We start from the raw sequence: 16,247 nt of genomic DNA on the forward strand, positions 1-16,247 counted from the left end.
CAGCCCATTCAGCGGTAATCGATACTCATCACCGCCAGCGTTTTCTGTTCATTGAGGTAGTGCAGGTCAACCGCGGCGATTTGTTTAAAGTGCTGCGGCGCGTTAAGCAATTCCTGCGGGGAATAATAGCGGGTCTGCGTGTGCCCCTCGTGATTGCACGACATTGCCAGGCGCTGCTGCACCCGACTCACCTCACAGGGTGGCTCCACAATTTGACCGACGAAATGAATAACCCCACCCTGTCCACTCGTACCCGCCATGGCGGCGACCGAATTAAGGGCAAGAAGACCGAAAAGCAGAACGCTTGTTTTACGCGCGACAGATAACGGCATGATGGTTTCCTCAATGAACATTCATCCTTGAGGGGTGATGTTTTCCCTGACGGTGATTACGCCCAGGAGTCACGCATTCCGCGTCACTCTATTCATAGTTCAGTCACCTCACCTCTGCCACCGTAACCGCATAAATTATCAGCCAGTTATGACGATTTCGCAGAAGGCGGCCACTGTTGTGATAAATGCAGCGATTGACCGTCAGAAACCGTAACCACGATTTTGACGGTGTCTTGTGCAGAGATATTTAAACTGAGTCTGGTCAAATCAATGGCTTGATTAGCAGGTAGAGAAAGGGTCTTTTTCTGTTGTGACTGACTTTGTCCCGCCACGCCTTCGCGAAGGGCTAAAATCTGGACCTGACACACGCAGGGTTGCGTCAGGGTAACCTGCGGCGTAATCGTGTAAATGTCACCTTGCTGGGTTGTCGTAAAGGTTATCTGATTAGAGAGCGCCGCAAGGAGTAATAAGGTGTTCATGATGTCCTCCCGAAAAAAAACAGGGCTTTCGCCCTGTTTATATTCAGCACATAAACTGAATTAGTACTGGTTAGCCGTGGCGTTGTTACCAAAACCAACTTGTTTAACCAGAACGCTGGAGTCAGAAGCCGTCTGGTTAACCAGCGCGGCGTTACGTCCACCGTATTGGCTCACAGTAATATCCGAGTTTTTGCCGTTCCACTGATCGATGGTGGCGTTGTTTTTGAAGCCTTTCTGAGTCAGATCAATGGTGCTGTTATCTGAACCCTGGCCAACATCGGCGCCGTTACCATAGCCGTGCTGAGTGATTGTAGTGTCTGATTTACGAGCGTCGCTTTGCAGCGCAAGTGCGGCGTTATTGGTCCCGAACTGATAGATACTCAGGGTCGATTCCGGGCCAGAACTGCTTCCGCCACCGCCGTGATTACCGCCACCGCCGCCCCACTGTGGAACGGAACCAGCCAGAGCACTGCCAGAAACCACGATTGCTGCAAATGCTGCCACTTGTAAAAGTTTCATGGTAAACCCCCATCGGATTGATTTAAGCGTCGTCAATGTATTAGCGTTGAGTTACGCGAATTGCCATTTGCGACTGTCTCTGCACTACAACTGCTGTTTTCTGAGTACCATACTGAGTAATATTTGCTTTATTTCCAGAACCTTTCTGGATAATCATCGCAGTATTACCGTAATTACTTTGCGAAATACTGGCATCATTGGAATTACCCGACTGAGCAATATACGCAAAGTTATAAGCTCCTGATTGGTCAACTTTGGCCCGGTTGTTTCCACCTTCTTGTGAAACTACCGACAAAAGCTTAGAACCGTCCTGGCGTATCTTTGCACTATTATTAGTGCCGTCCTGACCAATAATGGCTGCCTGATTAAATGAAGACTTGCTTAATTCATTTACCGCAAAGTTATATTCCGAATTTGCTAAATCATAACTTGTTGCGGAAGCAATCCCAGGCGCACCCAGTACTGTTAACATCATAAATAACAATTTGTTTTTCATGTTGTCACCCTGGACCTGGTCGTACATCGAGAAAATAACGTTCTCATCAGTTTTGTTGTTAACGCTAAACGTAATTTGTTAACGCTGCGTTACGATGAAGAGTATGTCCGCGGAAACATTTTAAATAACTCACCCGCCAGTGGTATTTTTATATATTCGCTCACCCCAAAGTGCTAATTTTGACACAAATACCCTGTTATTTACGCTTATTTTATTTTTTACAGACTTACCGTTGATGCATTTTAGCGACATCAACCAATGGGCTGTACAGTGGGCTTTCCAGGTGATGTTGTGTCGTTTAAGAAGTGAGAGATGAGCAAGTCGTGACAAGCATCGTTTTTTTCGTCATCAAAATGCGCGACATCAACGGATGTCATGACGTAGCAATTTATCATCAGATTAAGGACTAGCATTATTTTGACTTTTTATATTAAATTCATAGTGTTAATATAATTTGTATGATTTTTTAAATCTGTGCAATAACAGCGGAATGTACAACTTTTCTATCAAATCTAAACTTAAAAAAAGCTTAAGACTAACAAATTAATATATATTTTTACATTCCGTTACATGTTTAACACTTGCTTTAAGATTTGTAATGGCTAGATTGAAATCAGTTGTAGTTCATTTGTATTAATATTTTGACCCGTTCGGGCTGACTCTATTTTACTACACACAGCAGTGCAACATCTGTCAGTACTTCTGGTGCCTGATTTCTAAAGGCAACTGTCAGGTGTGCGACTAAAAAAAGTGGGGTTTCATCATGTTTAATGAAGTCCATAGTATTCATAGTCATACATTATTGTTGATCACCAAACCATCCCTGCAAGCCACAGCATTATTGCAGCATTTAAAACAATCTCTGGCACTCACCGGAAAACTGCATAATATTCAACGTTCTCTGGATGATATTTCCACCAGTTGCATTGTTTTAGTCGATATGATGGAAGCGGATAAAAAGCTCATCCATTACTGGCAAGACAACTTAAGTCGGAAGAACAATAATTTAAAGACGTTATTGTTAAATACCCCCGATGATTATCCCTACCGGGATATTGAAAACTGGCCGCATATCAATGGCGTTTTTTATGTAGCGGATGATGAAGAACGTGTCGTAAACGGTTTGCAGGGGATCCTGCGGGGAGAATGCTACTTCTCACAGAAACTGGCCAGCTATCTGATCACTCACTCTGGTAACTACCGCTACAACAGCACAGAGTCGGCTCTCCTGACTCATCGTGAAAAAGAGATCCTGAATAAGCTACGTATCGGCGCTTCTAATATCGAAATCGCGCGCTCACTGTTTATCAGTGAGAATACGGTCAAGACGCATCTCTATAATCTTTTCAAGAAGATAGCTGTCAAAAATCGTACCCAGGCGGTTTCGTGGGCAAATGATAACCTCAGGCGATAAAGCCATGAAACGCTATTTGACCTGGCTTGTAGCGGCACAGTTTCTGCTCGCTGCCGGCGCTACGCAGGCTGTAGAAGTTGAAGTTCCTGGGCTCTTAACTGACCACACGGTTTCGTCTATTGGCCACGATTTTTATCGTGCTTTTAGCGACAAATGGGAAAGTGACTATCCAGGCAATTTGACTATCAATGAGCGACCCAGTGCACGTTGGGGAAGTTGGATCACCATAACGGTTAATCAGGACGTTATATTCCAGACTTTTTTATTTCCAACGAAAAGAGACTTCGAAAAAACTGTTGTCTTCGCGCTGGCGCAAACCGAGGACGCTTTAAACCGTCGGCAAATAGATCAAACTCTATTGAGTACCGGCGATTTAACGCATGACGAATTTTAAAGAGTGATTTTTGTCCGGAGGCTGTAATGCGTGTCAAACATGCAGTAGTAGTACTCATGCTTATTTCGCCATTAAGTTGGGCCGGAAATATGACCTTCCAGTTCCGCAATCCCAACTTTGGTGGAAACCCCAATAACGGTTCTTTTTTACTGAATAGCGCCCAGGCGCAGAACTCTTATAAAGATCCCAGTTATAACGACGATTACGGAATTGAAACTCCCTCCGCGTTGGATAACTTCACTCAGGCCATTCAGTCACAAATACTGGGCGGACTGTTGACCAATATTAACACGGGGAAACCCGGCAGGATGGTGACCAATGATTTCATTGTTGATATTTCCAACCGTGATGGTCAGTTGCAGCTAAATGTCACGGACAGGAAAACGGGAAAAACATCGACGATAGAAGTGTCGGGTTTACAGTCAGATTCCACCGGTTTCTAAGCACCGCTTCGTAAGGACAATTATCATGCAGCGCTTACTTGTATTCGTCGCCGTCATTTTACTGAGCGGATGCTTAACCGCCCCGCCAAAAGAAGCCGCTAAGCCGACATTAATGCCTCGTGCGCAAAGTTATAAGGATTTAACGCATTTACCCATGCCAACGGGCAAAATTTTTGTCTCGGTGTATAACATTCAGGATGAAACCGGACAGTTTAAACCCTACCCGGCCAGTAACTTCTCGACCGCCGTCCCGCAAAGCGCCACCGCGATGCTGGTTACGGCGCTGAAAGATTCCCGCTGGTTTGTACCGCTGGAGCGCCAGGGCCTGCAAAACCTGCTGAATGAACGTAAAATCATTCGTGCCGCCCAGGAAAACGGGACTGTCGCCATCAACAACCGGATCCCGCTACAGTCGCTGACGGCGGCAAATATCATGGTTGAAGGGTCGATTATCGGTTACGAAAGTAACGTGAAATCTGGCGGTGTGGGTGCACGTTATTTCGGTATTGGCGCGGACACACAGTACCAGCTTGACCAGATCGCGGTGAACCTGCGCGTGGTCAACGTCAGCACCGGTGAGATCCTCTCCTCGGTCAATACCAGTAAAACCATTCTGTCTTATGAAGTGCAGGCAGGAGTGTTCCGCTTTATCGATTACCAGAGGCTGCTGGAAGGTGAAATTGGCTACACCTCCAATGAACCGGTGATGTTATGCCTGATGTCCGCCATTGAAACGGGCGTCATCTTCCTTATCAACGATGGTATCGATCGCGGGCTGTGGGATTTGCAGAATAAAGCCGATCGCCAGAGCGATATTCTGGTGAAATACCGTCATATGTCGGTACCGCCGGAATCCTGATGACAGAGATAAAAAAAGCGTGAGGATTTCCTCACGCTTTTTTATTTTCCGCTATCGTGCGCGTACTTTGTCTTTCTCGCCTCGCCGCCAGCCACAGGCCGCTATTTTTCATGGCATAGCCAAAGAGTAAACCGACTGCCAGTGAAGGCAAGACCAGTTTCCAGTCCCCCTGCCCGGCAAACGTGGCACAGGCACCGATAAACGTGCCCGGCACAAATGACAGCAAGACCTGCTTTGCCTGAATACACATCAGGAAGGCCACAACGCCGGTGATCGCATAGCCCACCAGTTCCAGATGCGGCGTCAGCGCGCTACCGTAAATAATGACCAACGCCCACACCACGCCACTCAACAGCGTGGAAGCCGAAATGGCCAGCCCCTTTAACCCGCCCTGCGGACAAGCAAAATAGGCCGTACAGCCTAAAAATCCTGCCCAACTCAGTAAGCCAAGAGAGACGGCCACCCATCCCCAGATACCGGAGAGAATGCCCGTTGTGATTGCTATGGAAAGAAGTATGTTCATGCCGCGCATGATAACAGAAACAGGCAACATGAATGAGATCACGCACACAATTCATGCAATGGAAATTACACGTTGCAGCATAAGGTGATTTAAATCACACTTACGCGTCCGTCTCTTCTTCCAGTTCGTCCCACATCGCGCCAATAGCATCGCGTGTTAACGGCGCCATTGTCCGCCAGAAAGGGGTGGTGGCGTGTGCTTCAACTTTCCCGAGGAAAGAGCCACACCATGGAAGGATATAGTCCGCGAACAGGGTTTCCAGCGCCTCGCTTTCATCTTCCGCAGACTGATCTTCCAGCCAGGAAGCGGCCAGCAGCAACGTACCAATATGATCGGCTGGCGTTTCGGCAAGTGGCATTCCGCGCGCGGAAAGGAACGTCCGCACCTCAGATTCTGTCGCGCCTTCCACCCACGCGCTGCGATACGGTGGCACCGAACACTCCGCACCGACAAACAGCGCATTGTAATCCGCCGCCAGTTGGGCCATATCGCAGCTTTTCTGCAAACGCGCCAACAGTTCATCCTGTTCGAGCGGCCAGCTTGCCGAGAGTTTACCTTCGCGAATCAGGGTAAAGAGCGGAACCAGTAAAGGATCCTGCGGTTGACGGTAATACAGCGATCCCAGTACGCGGCACAGGATAGAAAACTCGTTCATCAAAATATTCCAGCTCGTGGTAGTTAAAGTTCAGCAAATTCAGGAATCGGCGGCATACCGCGCGATTCCAGGAAATTGAGTAATCGTTTCGGCGTCACGTTTAAAATACGATCTTCCGGGAAGTTCACGTCTTCGAGGATTTTCAGGCACTCGCTAAAGTCACCCATCGTAAAGGCGGTATGAGAATCTGAGCCCAACGCCACCCAGCCGCCGGCATCGCGTACCGCCGCCGCTACCGCGCGACAGTTCGCTTCACTGCCTTTGCGCGAATGAAGGAAGGAGGAGTTGTTAATCTCCAGCGCAACCTCGTATTTCGCCGCAGCCTGGGCAATCGCCGTGATATCAACAGGATATTTCGGGTTGCCGGGGTGACTAATGATATGCACTACGCCGCTCGCCATGGTGGCGATCATCGCCTGTGTGTTGGTAGCTTCATCGTGGGGAGCGAAAACCGGTTCATGGAAGCCTGCAATAATCAGATCCAGTGAGGTGAGCATCGGACCGGTACAGTCAATTTCACCTTCGATGTTTTTGATGTTTGCTTCAATGCCTCGCAGGATCCCTACCCCATCCACCACGCGCGGCCAGATACGCATATTGATAAAATGCCAGTGGTGCGGAGCATCCGCCATGTCCGGGCCGTGATCGGTAATTGCGAACAGTTTCAGTCCCTGGCGTTTAGCCTGAGCGATGTAATCGCTCAGGGTGCTATAAGCATGGGTACTGGCGACGGTATGCATATGCAGGTCAACGGGATACATGTCTCTCTCCTGTGGTCATTTTTCGACAAGGATAGCAGGAATCGCCTGCGTTTATTAGTCGAAACCCGGCATCTGCCGGGTATACCTCAGTAGCCGCGCTGGCGATCGACCTGTCCGGTCACCGCTTCACCGTTTTCCAGATGTGAAATCGTGCGGGAAATATAGGCAACGGCTTCTGCAGGACGCGTGACCGCGGCAATGTGTGGCGTCATCGCCACGCGCGGATGTTTCCACAGCGGACTGTCCTCTGGCAGCGGTTCACGACTGTAGACATCCAGCATTGCCCCTTTGAGTTTTTTGCTGTTCAGCGCGGTCAGCAGATCATCTTCGTTAACGTGGACACCGCGCGCAAGATTGAGCAGATAAGCGCCATCCTGCAACTGATCAAGCAGTTTTCCATTGATGATGCCGACCGTTTCCGCCGTATTGGGCAGCAGGTTAATCAACACGCGGGTCTGGCTGAGGAACGCGCCCAGCTCTTCGGTACCCGCAAAACTCTCGACACCTGGCCAGGTTTTGCGGCTGCGACTCCAGCAGCGCAGCGGGAAGCCCCAGGCCTGCAGGCTTTCAGCCACTTTTGCCCCCAGCACGCCAGCCCCCATGATCCCCACGGTAAACTCCTCGCGCATATATTCCGGCAGCGGTTGCCACTGGCTCTCATTTTTAAGCGCCTGGTAATCATCAAAGCGGCGAAACCAGTGCAACACCTGGCTGACCGCGTACTCCTGCATTTGCAAGCCCATGCCGGTATCTTCCAGACGAAAGAGAGGAATAGCGGGATCCAGCATGGTGGGATGGGCTTTCAGTTTGCTCAGGATCGAATCCACCCCGGCGCCAAGTGCAAACACGGCTTTAAGTTTACGCCCTTCCAGCATATCTACCGGTGGGTGCCAGACCAGCGCATAATCTGCCGGATCGTTATCGCCCGACTTCCACTCCCGGACTCTGGCACCAGGAATGGCGTTTTCCAGTGCGGCGATCCACCAGGGGGTATCAAACGTAGGGTGATAGAAAATGATATCCATACTGACTCCTGCGGGTTGCTGTGCGAAATTTTGCGCACTTATTGTCATCGTTTTCAACGGAATCATCAGCATAGCAAATTCGCTGGCGCTGGCAAAAAAAGCAGTTTCCGCTTAATTAACCTACAGGTTGCTTGAAGTTTGTGTAAACGCACGATTTTTTGGAAAAGTTGATTGACGCAGGCGGTGTATTTCCCTAAATTAGCGCCCGTTCCGGTATGTTAGGAACAACAATATGGTGAGGTGTCCGAGTGGCTGAAGGAGCACGCCTGGAAAGTGTGTATACGGCAACGTATCGGGGGTTCGAATCCCCCCCTCACCGCCATATTTCAGATGAGAGCCGGTACTTATGTATCGGCTCTTTTCTTTTATGTTCTCCATCGGGGGGGATGAGAATCCCCGACCGGGGGTCGACAACGGGCTGCCCGTCAGGGCGAGCGAAGCGAGTCAATCCCCCCCTCACCGCCATATTTAAGAAAGAGCTCGTACGCAAGTACGGGCTTTTTTTTCGCATATTGCACAGGTCCGTGGCTGCCCGTCAGGGCGAGTCAATCCCCCCCAGAATGCCCCCCTGTCTGCGCTTGATTTAATCGGCCGTTAATCATGTTAATGTGATATCCCTTTTATATTTGTGGACAACACAATGAGCGTGCTTTACGTCGTCGTCTTAACCTATGTCAAACCATTGCATGAAATTGATGCGCAACTTCCCGCCCATGTTGAATGGTTAAAAAAAGGTTACGCCGCTAATCTTTTTCTGGCTTCCGGGCGCAGGCTCCCGCGAACAGGAGGCGTGATTCTCGCGAAATGCGATAACGAGGAGCAACTCAAACACTATCTGGCACAGGATCCCTTTCAACGCTCCGGTGTCGCTAACGTTGAATTGATTCCATTCGAACCCTCGATGATGGTCACTGAATTGCAGTCTCTTTTATAATGCTTAAAAAACAAAGCCCGGTCTCCCGGGCTCTGCACGCAGCATTAATTAGAACGACCAGCTTATCCCTACAGCCGCACGCCACGGAGACTCAACATCCGCCCCGCTGCCGTAACTGGCGCTAAGATGTCCACTCAGATCCTCAGTGAATTTCGCGCGAATACCCACCTGGTATACCCCTCGGGTTCCGGACAGATCGTTAACGAAATGTCCGTCATCATTCACATTAACCTTGTTGTCATCAGCGTATTCCTGTCTCACCGCCGCTTTCACCCATGGCTGAATCTCAACGCCATTATTCAGCGTCACATGATAATCGGTTTTCAGGCCAGCTTCGGCTCGAGCGATACGCGTGTTGTCCACTTCGGCACGCATCCCGTTTGAAAGGGTGTACTTGTTGCTGTCGGTGGTAAACCCGGTAAAGGCCGCATAAGGCGTTATGCCCAGGTCGCCTGCGGACAAACGCATCCCGCTTTCAAGATGCGCACCCGCGCCGTATGCACTGTAGCTGCCATTTGCCGCGCCGCCACCGGTCATGCGGCCTTTGACATCATTTTCAAAACGGTTCACTTTCACAATGCCGTCGACATAAAGACCATTGTTATGCTGCCAGCTTGCATAGGCGCCCAGCGCGTAGCTGTCCACATTGCCTTTACCGCCACGGTCGAAGCCTACGTTCGAATGTGAGTAACTGAAAAATCCGCCTGTCGTTATTCCACTGTTCTCGTGCTGGAAATGACGATCCGCACCAATCGTCACCCCGCTCAGCGTGTGATCGAAACCCGCCCCCGCCGAAGTGGATACGTCATCACGCGTATTGTAAACCGTGCTCCAGACGGCTCCATCCCGACTGAATGAATCGCGACCATCCAAACGTTCACGCACACTATCCAGTTCTGCATCGAATACGAGCGGCTCCACTGCGGCCATATTCAGTACGGCAGCCGTTGAGGGTGTGATGCGTTTTTTAACGATCTCAGGCTGTGGCTTCACCACCGGTACAGAATCAGCGGGAGAATCTGGATTCGGTTCAGGTTTAGATTGTCCCGGTTGTTCAGGTTCTGGCTTTTGGGTCAGATCCGCAATAAGCGACCACTTGCCCTCTTCTTTTTCTTTCAGTGTGTATTGGTATGTACCCAAATCGACTACGCCATCTTTATTACCCAGCGCAAATGTTGCATCACCGCTTGCTGTTTTTACCAGCAACAGACTTTGATCTTTATCCGGGCTAGAACCCGTATCTTCGACAAAAACATTGAAAGCGCCAGAGGCATTTCCAGTCACATCAAGAAGATCACTTTTCCCCGCAGACACATTGGTTTGCATGTAAAAGTCACCTTTTCCTTCCAGCGTATCCAGAGTCAGGGTATTCCAGCCACTGCTTTTGCTAACTGGCATGTCATGCAAATAAACTTTACCGCCGTCCAGTTGCAGGGCTTTCAGTGAATATGCAACATCTTCGGCACCCGCATTCAGTCGGAGTGTGCCCTGGCCGCCAACCTTAACATTTGCGGTTTCAGTCATGGCCTCTTTATAAAGAACCATCTGACCACCATGGATGTTGAAATCACCTTTGACCTTACCTGTTTCGGCATAGAAAGAGCCGCCAAAAATATCTGCACTTTCGACGGTTCCACCCTTTAAATAAAGTGAACTTTCATCGTTAAGAGTGGTTTTCTCTGCGGTTCCGTCTTCATTTATGAAGCCCTTACTCGAATGATAGAGTCTGGTATATAAGGCCCGACCACCCGCAACGACATGCAACTCGCTCGAATCGTAAAGTTCAGAGTTTACTGCACTCCCTGCCACGTATTGATAACCTTTTCCCCTAACCGTCGTGCTATCAGCTACTCCTCCTCTTTTTACATCCTGTTTGCCGTCCGCAATTTCCGTCAGGATTGCACGGCCATCGACATTTTGTGTACCGCCATTGGTTATATAAGTATTATGCGCCAGTCCAGAGAATCTAACTTCCTGAGTCCCGCCGTCAATATTCACACCCTCTGTTCTGGCGAAAACATCTTGTGTTCCACGAACTGTCGTTTTTGTTGCTAAACCATATTCGACATATTGAGAGCCGCCAGCCTCGATAGTACTGGAATAGTCCATGCCATCGATGATAAAGAAGAACCCGCCAGATTCAACCGTAATATTATTGCTCATAGCACCGTCTTTAAGAAAGAGTGTTCCGGGGTTTATAATAGTCGCATTTTCAATAACCCCCCCGTTACCCACCACAGTTTCCTCTTTGATTTCATATCCTTTTGTGGTGGCAGCTAATGCAACAGGAATATAACACGCAATCGCGGAAAGAAATGTCAATGACTTTATTTTCATCAAAAATATCTCTTCACATGTCCTTAAACATAAAGTTCCATTTTAAATAACAAATTTTACTATCTCCGCGTAATTTATAGCTAAAATACGCGAAAATCATAATACTGGTGAAAATCATTTTTTCAACCTAAAAACATTCTTTATTATTTTTTAATAAGATCGGAATTTCCGAAGAATAAGTGAAGCATAGAAAAGAATGAATGACAATTAGCTTGCAAATTAATATTATCCATCGAAATTAGTAAAGGTGAAATATAAATCACACTTCGGCTTAAATATTTTTATATTCATTGTGGGGTATTATTAAAAAACACAGTGTTCGTTCTTTGCGTAACAATAAAAACAAAGCCCGGTCTCCCGGGCTCTGAACACAATGGTGCTTAACTGTACGCATTCAGCGTTCGTTGGCAGAGCGCCGAGCGAACGCAATCATCTTTACTGAAGCGGACAATCCCTATCATCTCATCTTCTTTAAAGCGGCCCAGCGCGTCACTGAGTCCTGACTGAACGTGAGAGGGTAAATCGCACTGGGTAATGTCCCCGTTTACGATAACCGTCACGTTCTCCCCGAGGCGCGTTAAAAACATCTTCATTTGCGCAGCAGTGACGTTCTGAGCCTCGTCGAGAATGACCACTGCATTTTCAAATGTACGTCCGCGCATATAGGCGAACGGCGCGATTTCCACCTTACCGATTTCAGGTCGCAGGCAATACTGCATAAAGGATGCCCCCAGTCGTTTTACCAGGACGTCGTAAATCGGCCGGAAATACGGGGCAAACTTCTCCGATACATCTCCAGGTAAGAAGCCGAGATCTTCATCAGCCTGCAGAACTGGACGGGTGACAATAATCCTGTCTACATCTTTATGTATCAGGGCCTCTGCTGCTTTTGCCGCACTGATCCAGGTTTTACCACACCCGGCTTCGCCCGTAGCGAAAATCAGTTGTTTACTCTCGATAGCATTCAGGTAGTGCGATTGAGCCTCATTGCGCGCCATGACAGGCGTGGTGTCGCGACTGTCGCGCGCCATGCCTATCGCTTCTACGCCACTCATCTGCACAAGCGAGGTGACCGATTCTTCTTCACGCTGTTTATGACTACGTGAGTCCCGTCTCAGCACACGTTTTGCTTCACGACGAGCTTTGATCACTGCTTTTTGTCTTCCCATGGATAGCACCTTGAGTTGTTGGTATTCATCACACGCGCCGCTGGCAGCGCGATTATGCGCACGAACATCTGAGGGTTGGCTTCCTTGTAAGCCATAGCTTGCCTTTGGAAAAGACACCACACACGGCTACGCGCACCGAATATGGCGTCAGTAACACGAGTAAGAGAGGAAAGTGAGTGAAATTTAGCGGTGACGAGGTTGCTACCGGAAGAGAGACTTCCGCGTAAGGGACGGCAATAACTGTCAGAAACGTGTCCACGAGAGGACTTTACCATTCGCGATCTCCATAGTGAATAAGTATCACAGCCGGGAACTACCGCTATTACGTATAATTACATCAGAACTTAGCAATAACGCAACAATAATTTTACCTGACGTTAACTAAATTCTCATTTTCTGCTGGCAACAGTCTCTTACGGGGATATTACAAAATTATTTCAAAAAACGGATCATATAAAAAAAGAATATTTTCATAAGCGTGAGGCACAGCATACCCCGCCCGCAGACGGGGTTTCACTGTCAGGCTTCAAGCAAAGACTGGCCCAGATAGCGATCGGCCTGCTTAACACCTGGTAGTGCGAAGAAATAACCTCCGCCAATCGGCTTAACGTACTCTTCCAGCGCTTCACCATTCAACCGCTTCTGCACGGTCAGAAACCCTTTTTCCAGATCATGTTGATAGCAGACAAACAGCAATCCCATATCAAGCTGTCCGGAGGGCGTCACGCCGAGAGAATAGCTATAGCCGCGGCGCATCATCAGGCTTGACTGCGTCTGCGCCGTACGCGGGTTCGCCAGACGAATGTGGCTGTCCAGCGCAATAATATTGCCCTCCGGGTCGCTGGCGTAATCCGGCACGTCATGCTCGTGCTGCATACCCAGCGGCGCGCCGGAGTGCTTATCGCGGCCAAAAATGGTTTGCTGCTCTTTGAGCGGCGTGCGGTCCCAGAATTCGACACGAAACTGAATCAGACGTACAGCCTGATAAGACCCGCCGATTGTCCACTCTGGTTCCCCCTGCTCCGCCGTTACCCACACCACGTCCTGCATCAGTTTTGCATCGCTGCTGTCCGGGTTCGCCGTGCCGTCTTTAAAGCCCAGTAAATTGACCGGGGTCTCTTTACCTTTACTGCGTGCTGCATGGTCGGAAATAAACCCTTCCCGCTTCCAGCGAATGCTCAGTAAATCTGGCGTGTGCTTGATGATATCGCGCAGGGCATGGATCACCGTGTCCTGAGTGTTGGCGCAAATCTGCAACAGCACATCCCCATGACAAAGCGCCGCATCCAGCGAGTCATTCGGGAAGCGGGTCATTTTTTGCAACGTCTTTGGCATCTGTGCCTGCAGCCCAAAGCGGTCATCAAACAGCGAATGCCCCACCGACAGCGTCATGGTCAGGTTGTCCGGCGCGATGAAGGCACCGAGGATCCCGGAGTCCATCGGCGGCAAACGCGGATTCGCCGTTTCCGGCGCCGGTCCGCCGGTGGTCAGGAAGGCGATGCGTTTCGTCAGCAGGCGAAACAGTCGTTCAAGATCACCTTTGTCGGTCGCCAGTACGTCAAACGCTACCAGCATCATTGAGGCCTGCTGCGGCGTCAAAATACCCGCCTGATGGGGACCATAAAAAGGCTGTGTTTCGCTACGAGCATCCGGTGACAAGGTACCCGGCGCGCTTTGCGGTTTTTGCGCGTGCGCAACCGGGCAACCACCGGCTAATGCCAGCGCGCCACCAAGCGCGCCCATTCCTTTCAACAAACGTCGGCGTGACGGTTCGCTCACGCCGTTTTTATCATCATGCTGCATGGTGCTTAATCCAGACCCAGTACACCGCGTAATTGCGCGAGATCTTCCGCCAGCGTCGTAATCGGGCCTTTCAGCGCGTTACGGTCCGCATCGGTCAGTTTATCGTAAGTCTCAAAACCGTCTTTAGTGCGATATTTGGCAAGGATGGTGTCCACTTTTTTGAAGTTCGCATCCACTTTCGCCAGCAACTCCGCGTTGGATTTCTGCAGTTGCGGACGCAGCAGGTTTACTATCTTCTGCGCACCGTCAACGTTAGCCTGAAAATCCCACAGGTCAGTGTGGCTGTAACGATCTTCTTCGCCGCTGATTTTACTGGCCGCGACTTCTTCAATCAGTCCTGCCGCGCCGCCAACCACTTTGGACGGCGGGAAGGCCAGTTCACTGATGCGTTTTTGCAGTTCCAGCACATCGGTATTCAACCGATCGGCGTATTTCTCCATCCCTTTGGTCGAGTTATCACCAAACAGCGCTTTTTCCAGACGGTGGAAGCCGGTAAATTTCGGATCGGCAGCTTTTTGTTCGTAGTCGTCTTCACGGGCATCGATACTGCCGTCAAGATCGGAGAACAGCTCAGCAATTGGCTCAATACGCTCGTAGTGCTGACGGGTTGGTGCATACAGCGACTTCGCTTTCTCCAGATCGCCCGCTTTAATGGCATCAGTGAAGGCTTTGGTTCCCGCAACCAGCTGCGCGGTCTCTTCGGTCACATAGGCTTTATAGTCAGTGATGGCACCGCCCAGACTCAGCAACGCATCACTCTGTGCGGCATCTGCCGTCGCGCTGCCTTTGACAATCAGCTTCCCTTTCGGATTGGTCAGCAGGCCGCAGGTCATGTCATATTCGCCCGGTTGCAGGTTGGCCGTCATCTTCTGGCTGAATCCCGGCGCAATGTTTTCGCGCTCTTCAACCACCATCACGCCCTTCAGGATCTCCCATTCCAGCGCTTTCTGACTGTGGTTTCGAATGATGAACTGTGTTTTGCCAGCATTAACCGTAATGCTCATCGGCTCACATTGTTTATCGGTTACCGTAACGTTAACCTGCGGAATATCCGCAGCATGGGCAGTAAAAGCAGAAGCAAACAGCGCAGCCATGCCAAGCTGCAGCGCACTACGGCGAAAGTGATTCGTCATGACCATCCCTTTAAATAAGTATGTTGTAACTAAGTAAATGTCTGCGTCGCAAAGCGTCAAGGTGCTGTGCGGGACGCGGTTGTGCCTGTGCGCGGCGGCAATGCAAATACCACCAGCGCCGGTATCAAGTAGATAAACCAGACCGCGACCTCACTGACGCTCGGGGCTTCCTGGTAGCCAAAAATGCCTTCCATCAGGGTGCCAAACAGAGAATGCGTCGAAAGGATGGCGCTCATATCAAAAGCCACGTCCTGGAAGTGGTTCCACAATCCGGCCTCATGGAAGGCTCGAATCGCGCCCGCAGCAAGACCTGCTGCCACCAACAAAATGAACAGGCTGGTCCACTTGAAGAAGGCGCCCAGATTCAGGCGAATACCGCCCCAGTAGAGTAAGAAACCGAGAACAACAGCGGTCGCCAGTCCCAGCATTGCGCCAACCGGCGGCCAGATCCCAACGTCCTGTTGGAAGGCGGCCAGCAGGAAAAAAACTGATTCCAGCCCTTCGCGCGCCACGGCGAAAAAGACCATCATGATCAGCGCCCAACCGTGGTGGTTGCCGCGCTGTAAGGCGCTGTCGACCGCCTGTTCCAGTTGAACTTTGACGTTGCGCGAAACCTTACGCATCCAGAACACCATCCAGGTGAGGATCACCACGGCAATCACTGCAACGAGACCTTCAAACAGTTCCTGCTCCTTCTGCGGAAACTCACCGGTGGTCTCGTTGATAAAGATCCCTAACCCAAGGCAAAGCGCCGCCGCCAGAAATACGCCAATCCACATCACGCCAATCCAACGACCCCGTTGGGTGCGCTTCAGATAACTGGCAATCAGGCTGACAATCAGCGCGGCTTCCAGCCCTTCACGCAACATAATTAGAAACGGAACAAACATGCCTGACACCCTTAAACGTTATTCTTAGTCAACTGATGCAAAGAAAGGTAAATTACAGTGATAGTGATTATCATTACGAAA

18 protein-coding genes and 1 tRNA gene are annotated in these 16,247 nt (G+C 49.9%); 6 read left to right on the plus strand and 13 right to left on the minus strand.

The genetic code is table 11. From position 1 onward, the window contains the following. Positions 1–8: 8 nt before the first annotated feature. From QQZ17_RS04075 to csgB, 4 genes are all read right to left on the minus strand, one after another. A complete protein-coding gene (locus QQZ17_RS04075; protein ID WP_187696624.1) occupies positions 9–332 on the minus strand; it encodes a type 1 fimbrial protein in 324 nt (107 codons plus the stop codon). 146 nt (positions 333–478) lie between these two features. Beyond that, positions 479–811: a curli assembly chaperone CsgC gene (gene csgC / locus QQZ17_RS04080; protein WP_152405108.1), complete on the minus strand. Its 333-nt coding sequence runs from the start codon at positions 809–811 to the stop codon at positions 479–481. A 60-nt stretch (positions 812–871) separates the two neighbouring features. Further along, positions 872–1,330, minus strand: a complete 459-nt coding sequence (gene csgA / locus QQZ17_RS04085; RefSeq protein ID WP_152405109.1) for a curli major subunit CsgA — start codon at positions 1,328–1,330, stop codon at positions 872–874. A gap of 40 nt (positions 1,331–1,370) precedes the next feature. After that, complete coding sequence (csgB, locus tag QQZ17_RS04090) at positions 1,371–1,826, minus strand: curli minor subunit CsgB (RefSeq protein ID WP_152405110.1); 456 nt, start codon at positions 1,824–1,826, stop codon at positions 1,371–1,373. Between the two features lie 763 nt (positions 1,827–2,589). Between csgB and csgD the strand changes: the two genes are divergently transcribed. From csgD to csgG, 4 genes are read left to right on the plus strand one after another with little or no spacing between them, the layout of a single operon-like run. Next, on the plus strand, positions 2,590–3,240 hold the full coding sequence (gene csgD / locus QQZ17_RS04095) for a biofilm master transcriptional regulator CsgD (RefSeq protein WP_152405111.1): 651 nt from the start codon (positions 2,590–2,592) through the stop codon (positions 3,238–3,240). Between the two features lie 4 nt (positions 3,241–3,244). Continuing rightward, a complete protein-coding gene (gene csgE, locus QQZ17_RS04100; RefSeq protein ID WP_152405112.1) occupies positions 3,245–3,634 on the plus strand; it encodes a curli production assembly/transport protein CsgE in 390 nt (129 codons plus the stop codon). Between the two features lie 26 nt (positions 3,635–3,660). Then, positions 3,661–4,077 (plus strand): curli production assembly/transport protein CsgF, encoded by a 417-nt coding sequence (gene csgF, locus QQZ17_RS04105; RefSeq protein WP_152405113.1) that lies wholly within the window; start codon positions 3,661–3,663, stop codon positions 4,075–4,077. A gap of 25 nt (positions 4,078–4,102) precedes the next feature. Beyond that, positions 4,103–4,936 carry a curli production assembly/transport protein CsgG gene (csgG, locus tag QQZ17_RS04110; RefSeq protein ID WP_152405114.1) on the plus strand — a complete coding sequence of 278 codons (834 nt, stop codon included), beginning with the start codon at positions 4,103–4,105 and terminating at the stop codon, positions 4,934–4,936. Positions 4,937–4,967: 31 nt separating this feature from the next. On the opposite strand, the gene QQZ17_RS04115 is transcribed toward csgG, so the two are convergent. The 4 genes from QQZ17_RS04115 to ghrA form a co-directional block, all read right to left on the minus strand. Then, positions 4,968–5,459, minus strand: coding sequence for a DUF1097 domain-containing protein (locus tag QQZ17_RS04115; RefSeq protein WP_046497763.1), 492 nt, complete (start codon positions 5,457–5,459; stop codon positions 4,968–4,970). A 100-nt stretch (positions 5,460–5,559) separates the two neighbouring features. Next, positions 5,560–6,114, minus strand: coding sequence for a TorD/DmsD family molecular chaperone (locus tag QQZ17_RS04120; protein WP_152405115.1), 555 nt, complete (start codon positions 6,112–6,114; stop codon positions 5,560–5,562). A gap of 23 nt (positions 6,115–6,137) precedes the next feature. Further along, positions 6,138–6,875: a phosphatase gene (locus tag QQZ17_RS04125; protein WP_152405116.1), complete on the minus strand. Its 738-nt coding sequence runs from the start codon at positions 6,873–6,875 to the stop codon at positions 6,138–6,140. Positions 6,876–6,961: 86 nt separating this feature from the next. Further along, a complete protein-coding gene (gene ghrA / locus QQZ17_RS04130) occupies positions 6,962–7,900 on the minus strand; it encodes a glyoxylate/hydroxypyruvate reductase GhrA (protein WP_152405117.1) in 939 nt (312 codons plus the stop codon). A 234-nt stretch (positions 7,901–8,134) separates the two neighbouring features. On the opposite strand from ghrA, the gene QQZ17_RS04135 reads away from it, so the two are divergent. Together QQZ17_RS04135 and QQZ17_RS04140 are read left to right on the plus strand one after the other, a co-directional pair. Next, positions 8,135–8,222, plus strand: a tRNA-Ser gene (locus QQZ17_RS04135). Positions 8,223–8,540: 318 nt separating this feature from the next. After that, positions 8,541–8,834, plus strand: a complete 294-nt coding sequence (locus QQZ17_RS04140; RefSeq protein ID WP_152405118.1) for a YciI family protein — start codon at positions 8,541–8,543, stop codon at positions 8,832–8,834. A gap of 48 nt (positions 8,835–8,882) precedes the next feature. On the opposite strand, the gene QQZ17_RS04145 is transcribed toward QQZ17_RS04140, so the two are convergent. The 5 genes from QQZ17_RS04145 to efeU form a co-directional block, all read right to left on the minus strand. After that, positions 8,883–11,171 carry an autotransporter outer membrane beta-barrel domain-containing protein gene (locus QQZ17_RS04145; protein ID WP_235922381.1) on the minus strand — a complete coding sequence of 763 codons (2,289 nt, stop codon included), beginning with the start codon at positions 11,169–11,171 and terminating at the stop codon, positions 8,883–8,885. 380 nt (positions 11,172–11,551) lie between these two features. Next, positions 11,552–12,340, minus strand: a complete 789-nt coding sequence (gene phoH / locus QQZ17_RS04150) for a phosphate starvation-inducible protein PhoH (protein WP_187696623.1) — start codon at positions 12,338–12,340, stop codon at positions 11,552–11,554. Between the two features lie 519 nt (positions 12,341–12,859). Then, the gene (efeB, locus tag QQZ17_RS04155; protein WP_152405120.1) at positions 12,860–14,143 is read right to left on the minus strand and encodes an iron uptake transporter deferrochelatase/peroxidase subunit; all 1,284 of its coding nucleotides are present in this window, start codon (positions 14,141–14,143) and stop codon (positions 12,860–12,862) included. Between the two features lie 5 nt (positions 14,144–14,148). Continuing rightward, a complete protein-coding gene (gene efeO / locus QQZ17_RS04160) occupies positions 14,149–15,276 on the minus strand; it encodes an iron uptake system protein EfeO (protein ID WP_152405121.1) in 1,128 nt (375 codons plus the stop codon). Between the two features lie 56 nt (positions 15,277–15,332). Then, positions 15,333–16,166, minus strand: coding sequence for an iron uptake transporter permease EfeU (gene efeU / locus QQZ17_RS04165; RefSeq protein WP_152405122.1), 834 nt, complete (start codon positions 16,164–16,166; stop codon positions 15,333–15,335). Between the last annotated feature and the right edge of the window lie 81 nt (positions 16,167–16,247).

Origin of the sequence: Citrobacter sp. T1.2D-1 (assembly GCF_950098555.1) — a bacterium.
Classification (GTDB): domain Bacteria; phylum Pseudomonadota; class Gammaproteobacteria; order Enterobacterales; family Enterobacteriaceae; genus Citrobacter_A; species Citrobacter_A telavivensis.

Excerpts from the sequence above, each read along its gene's own strand:
- QQZ17_RS04075 (WP_187696624.1), bottom strand. The coding sequence starts at position 332 with ATGCCGTTATCTGTCGCGCGTAAAACAAGCGTTCTGCTTTTCGGTCTT.
- csgC (WP_152405108.1), bottom strand. The coding sequence starts at position 811 with ATGAACACCTTATTACTCCTTGCGGCGCTCTCTAATCAGATAACCTTT.
- csgA (WP_152405109.1), bottom strand. The coding sequence starts at position 1,330 with ATGAAACTTTTACAAGTGGCAGCATTTGCAGCAATCGTGGTTTCTGGC.
- csgB (WP_152405110.1), bottom strand. The coding sequence starts at position 1,826 with ATGAAAAACAAATTGTTATTTATGATGTTAACAGTACTGGGTGCGCCT.
- csgD (WP_152405111.1), top strand. The coding sequence starts at position 2,590 with ATGTTTAATGAAGTCCATAGTATTCATAGTCATACATTATTGTTGATC.
- csgE (WP_152405112.1), top strand. The coding sequence starts at position 3,245 with ATGAAACGCTATTTGACCTGGCTTGTAGCGGCACAGTTTCTGCTCGCT.
- csgF (WP_152405113.1), top strand. The coding sequence starts at position 3,661 with ATGCGTGTCAAACATGCAGTAGTAGTACTCATGCTTATTTCGCCATTA.
- csgG (WP_152405114.1), top strand. The coding sequence starts at position 4,103 with ATGCAGCGCTTACTTGTATTCGTCGCCGTCATTTTACTGAGCGGATGC.
- QQZ17_RS04115 (WP_046497763.1), bottom strand. The coding sequence starts at position 5,459 with ATGAACATACTTCTTTCCATAGCAATCACAACGGGCATTCTCTCCGGT.
- QQZ17_RS04120 (WP_152405115.1), bottom strand. The coding sequence starts at position 6,114 with ATGAACGAGTTTTCTATCCTGTGCCGCGTACTGGGATCGCTGTATTAC.
- QQZ17_RS04125 (WP_152405116.1), bottom strand. The coding sequence starts at position 6,875 with ATGTATCCCGTTGACCTGCATATGCATACCGTCGCCAGTACCCATGCT.
- ghrA (WP_152405117.1), bottom strand. The coding sequence starts at position 7,900 with ATGGATATCATTTTCTATCACCCTACGTTTGATACCCCCTGGTGGATC.
- QQZ17_RS04140 (WP_152405118.1), top strand. The coding sequence starts at position 8,541 with ATGAGCGTGCTTTACGTCGTCGTCTTAACCTATGTCAAACCATTGCAT.
- QQZ17_RS04145 (WP_235922381.1), bottom strand. The coding sequence starts at position 11,171 with ATGAAAATAAAGTCATTGACATTTCTTTCCGCGATTGCGTGTTATATT.
- phoH (WP_187696623.1), bottom strand. The coding sequence starts at position 12,340 with ATGGGAAGACAAAAAGCAGTGATCAAAGCTCGTCGTGAAGCAAAACGT.
- efeB (WP_152405120.1), bottom strand. The coding sequence starts at position 14,143 with ATGCAGCATGATGATAAAAACGGCGTGAGCGAACCGTCACGCCGACGT.
- efeO (WP_152405121.1), bottom strand. The coding sequence starts at position 15,276 with ATGACGAATCACTTTCGCCGTAGTGCGCTGCAGCTTGGCATGGCTGCG.
- efeU (WP_152405122.1), bottom strand. The coding sequence starts at position 16,166 with ATGTTTGTTCCGTTTCTAATTATGTTGCGTGAAGGGCTGGAAGCCGCG.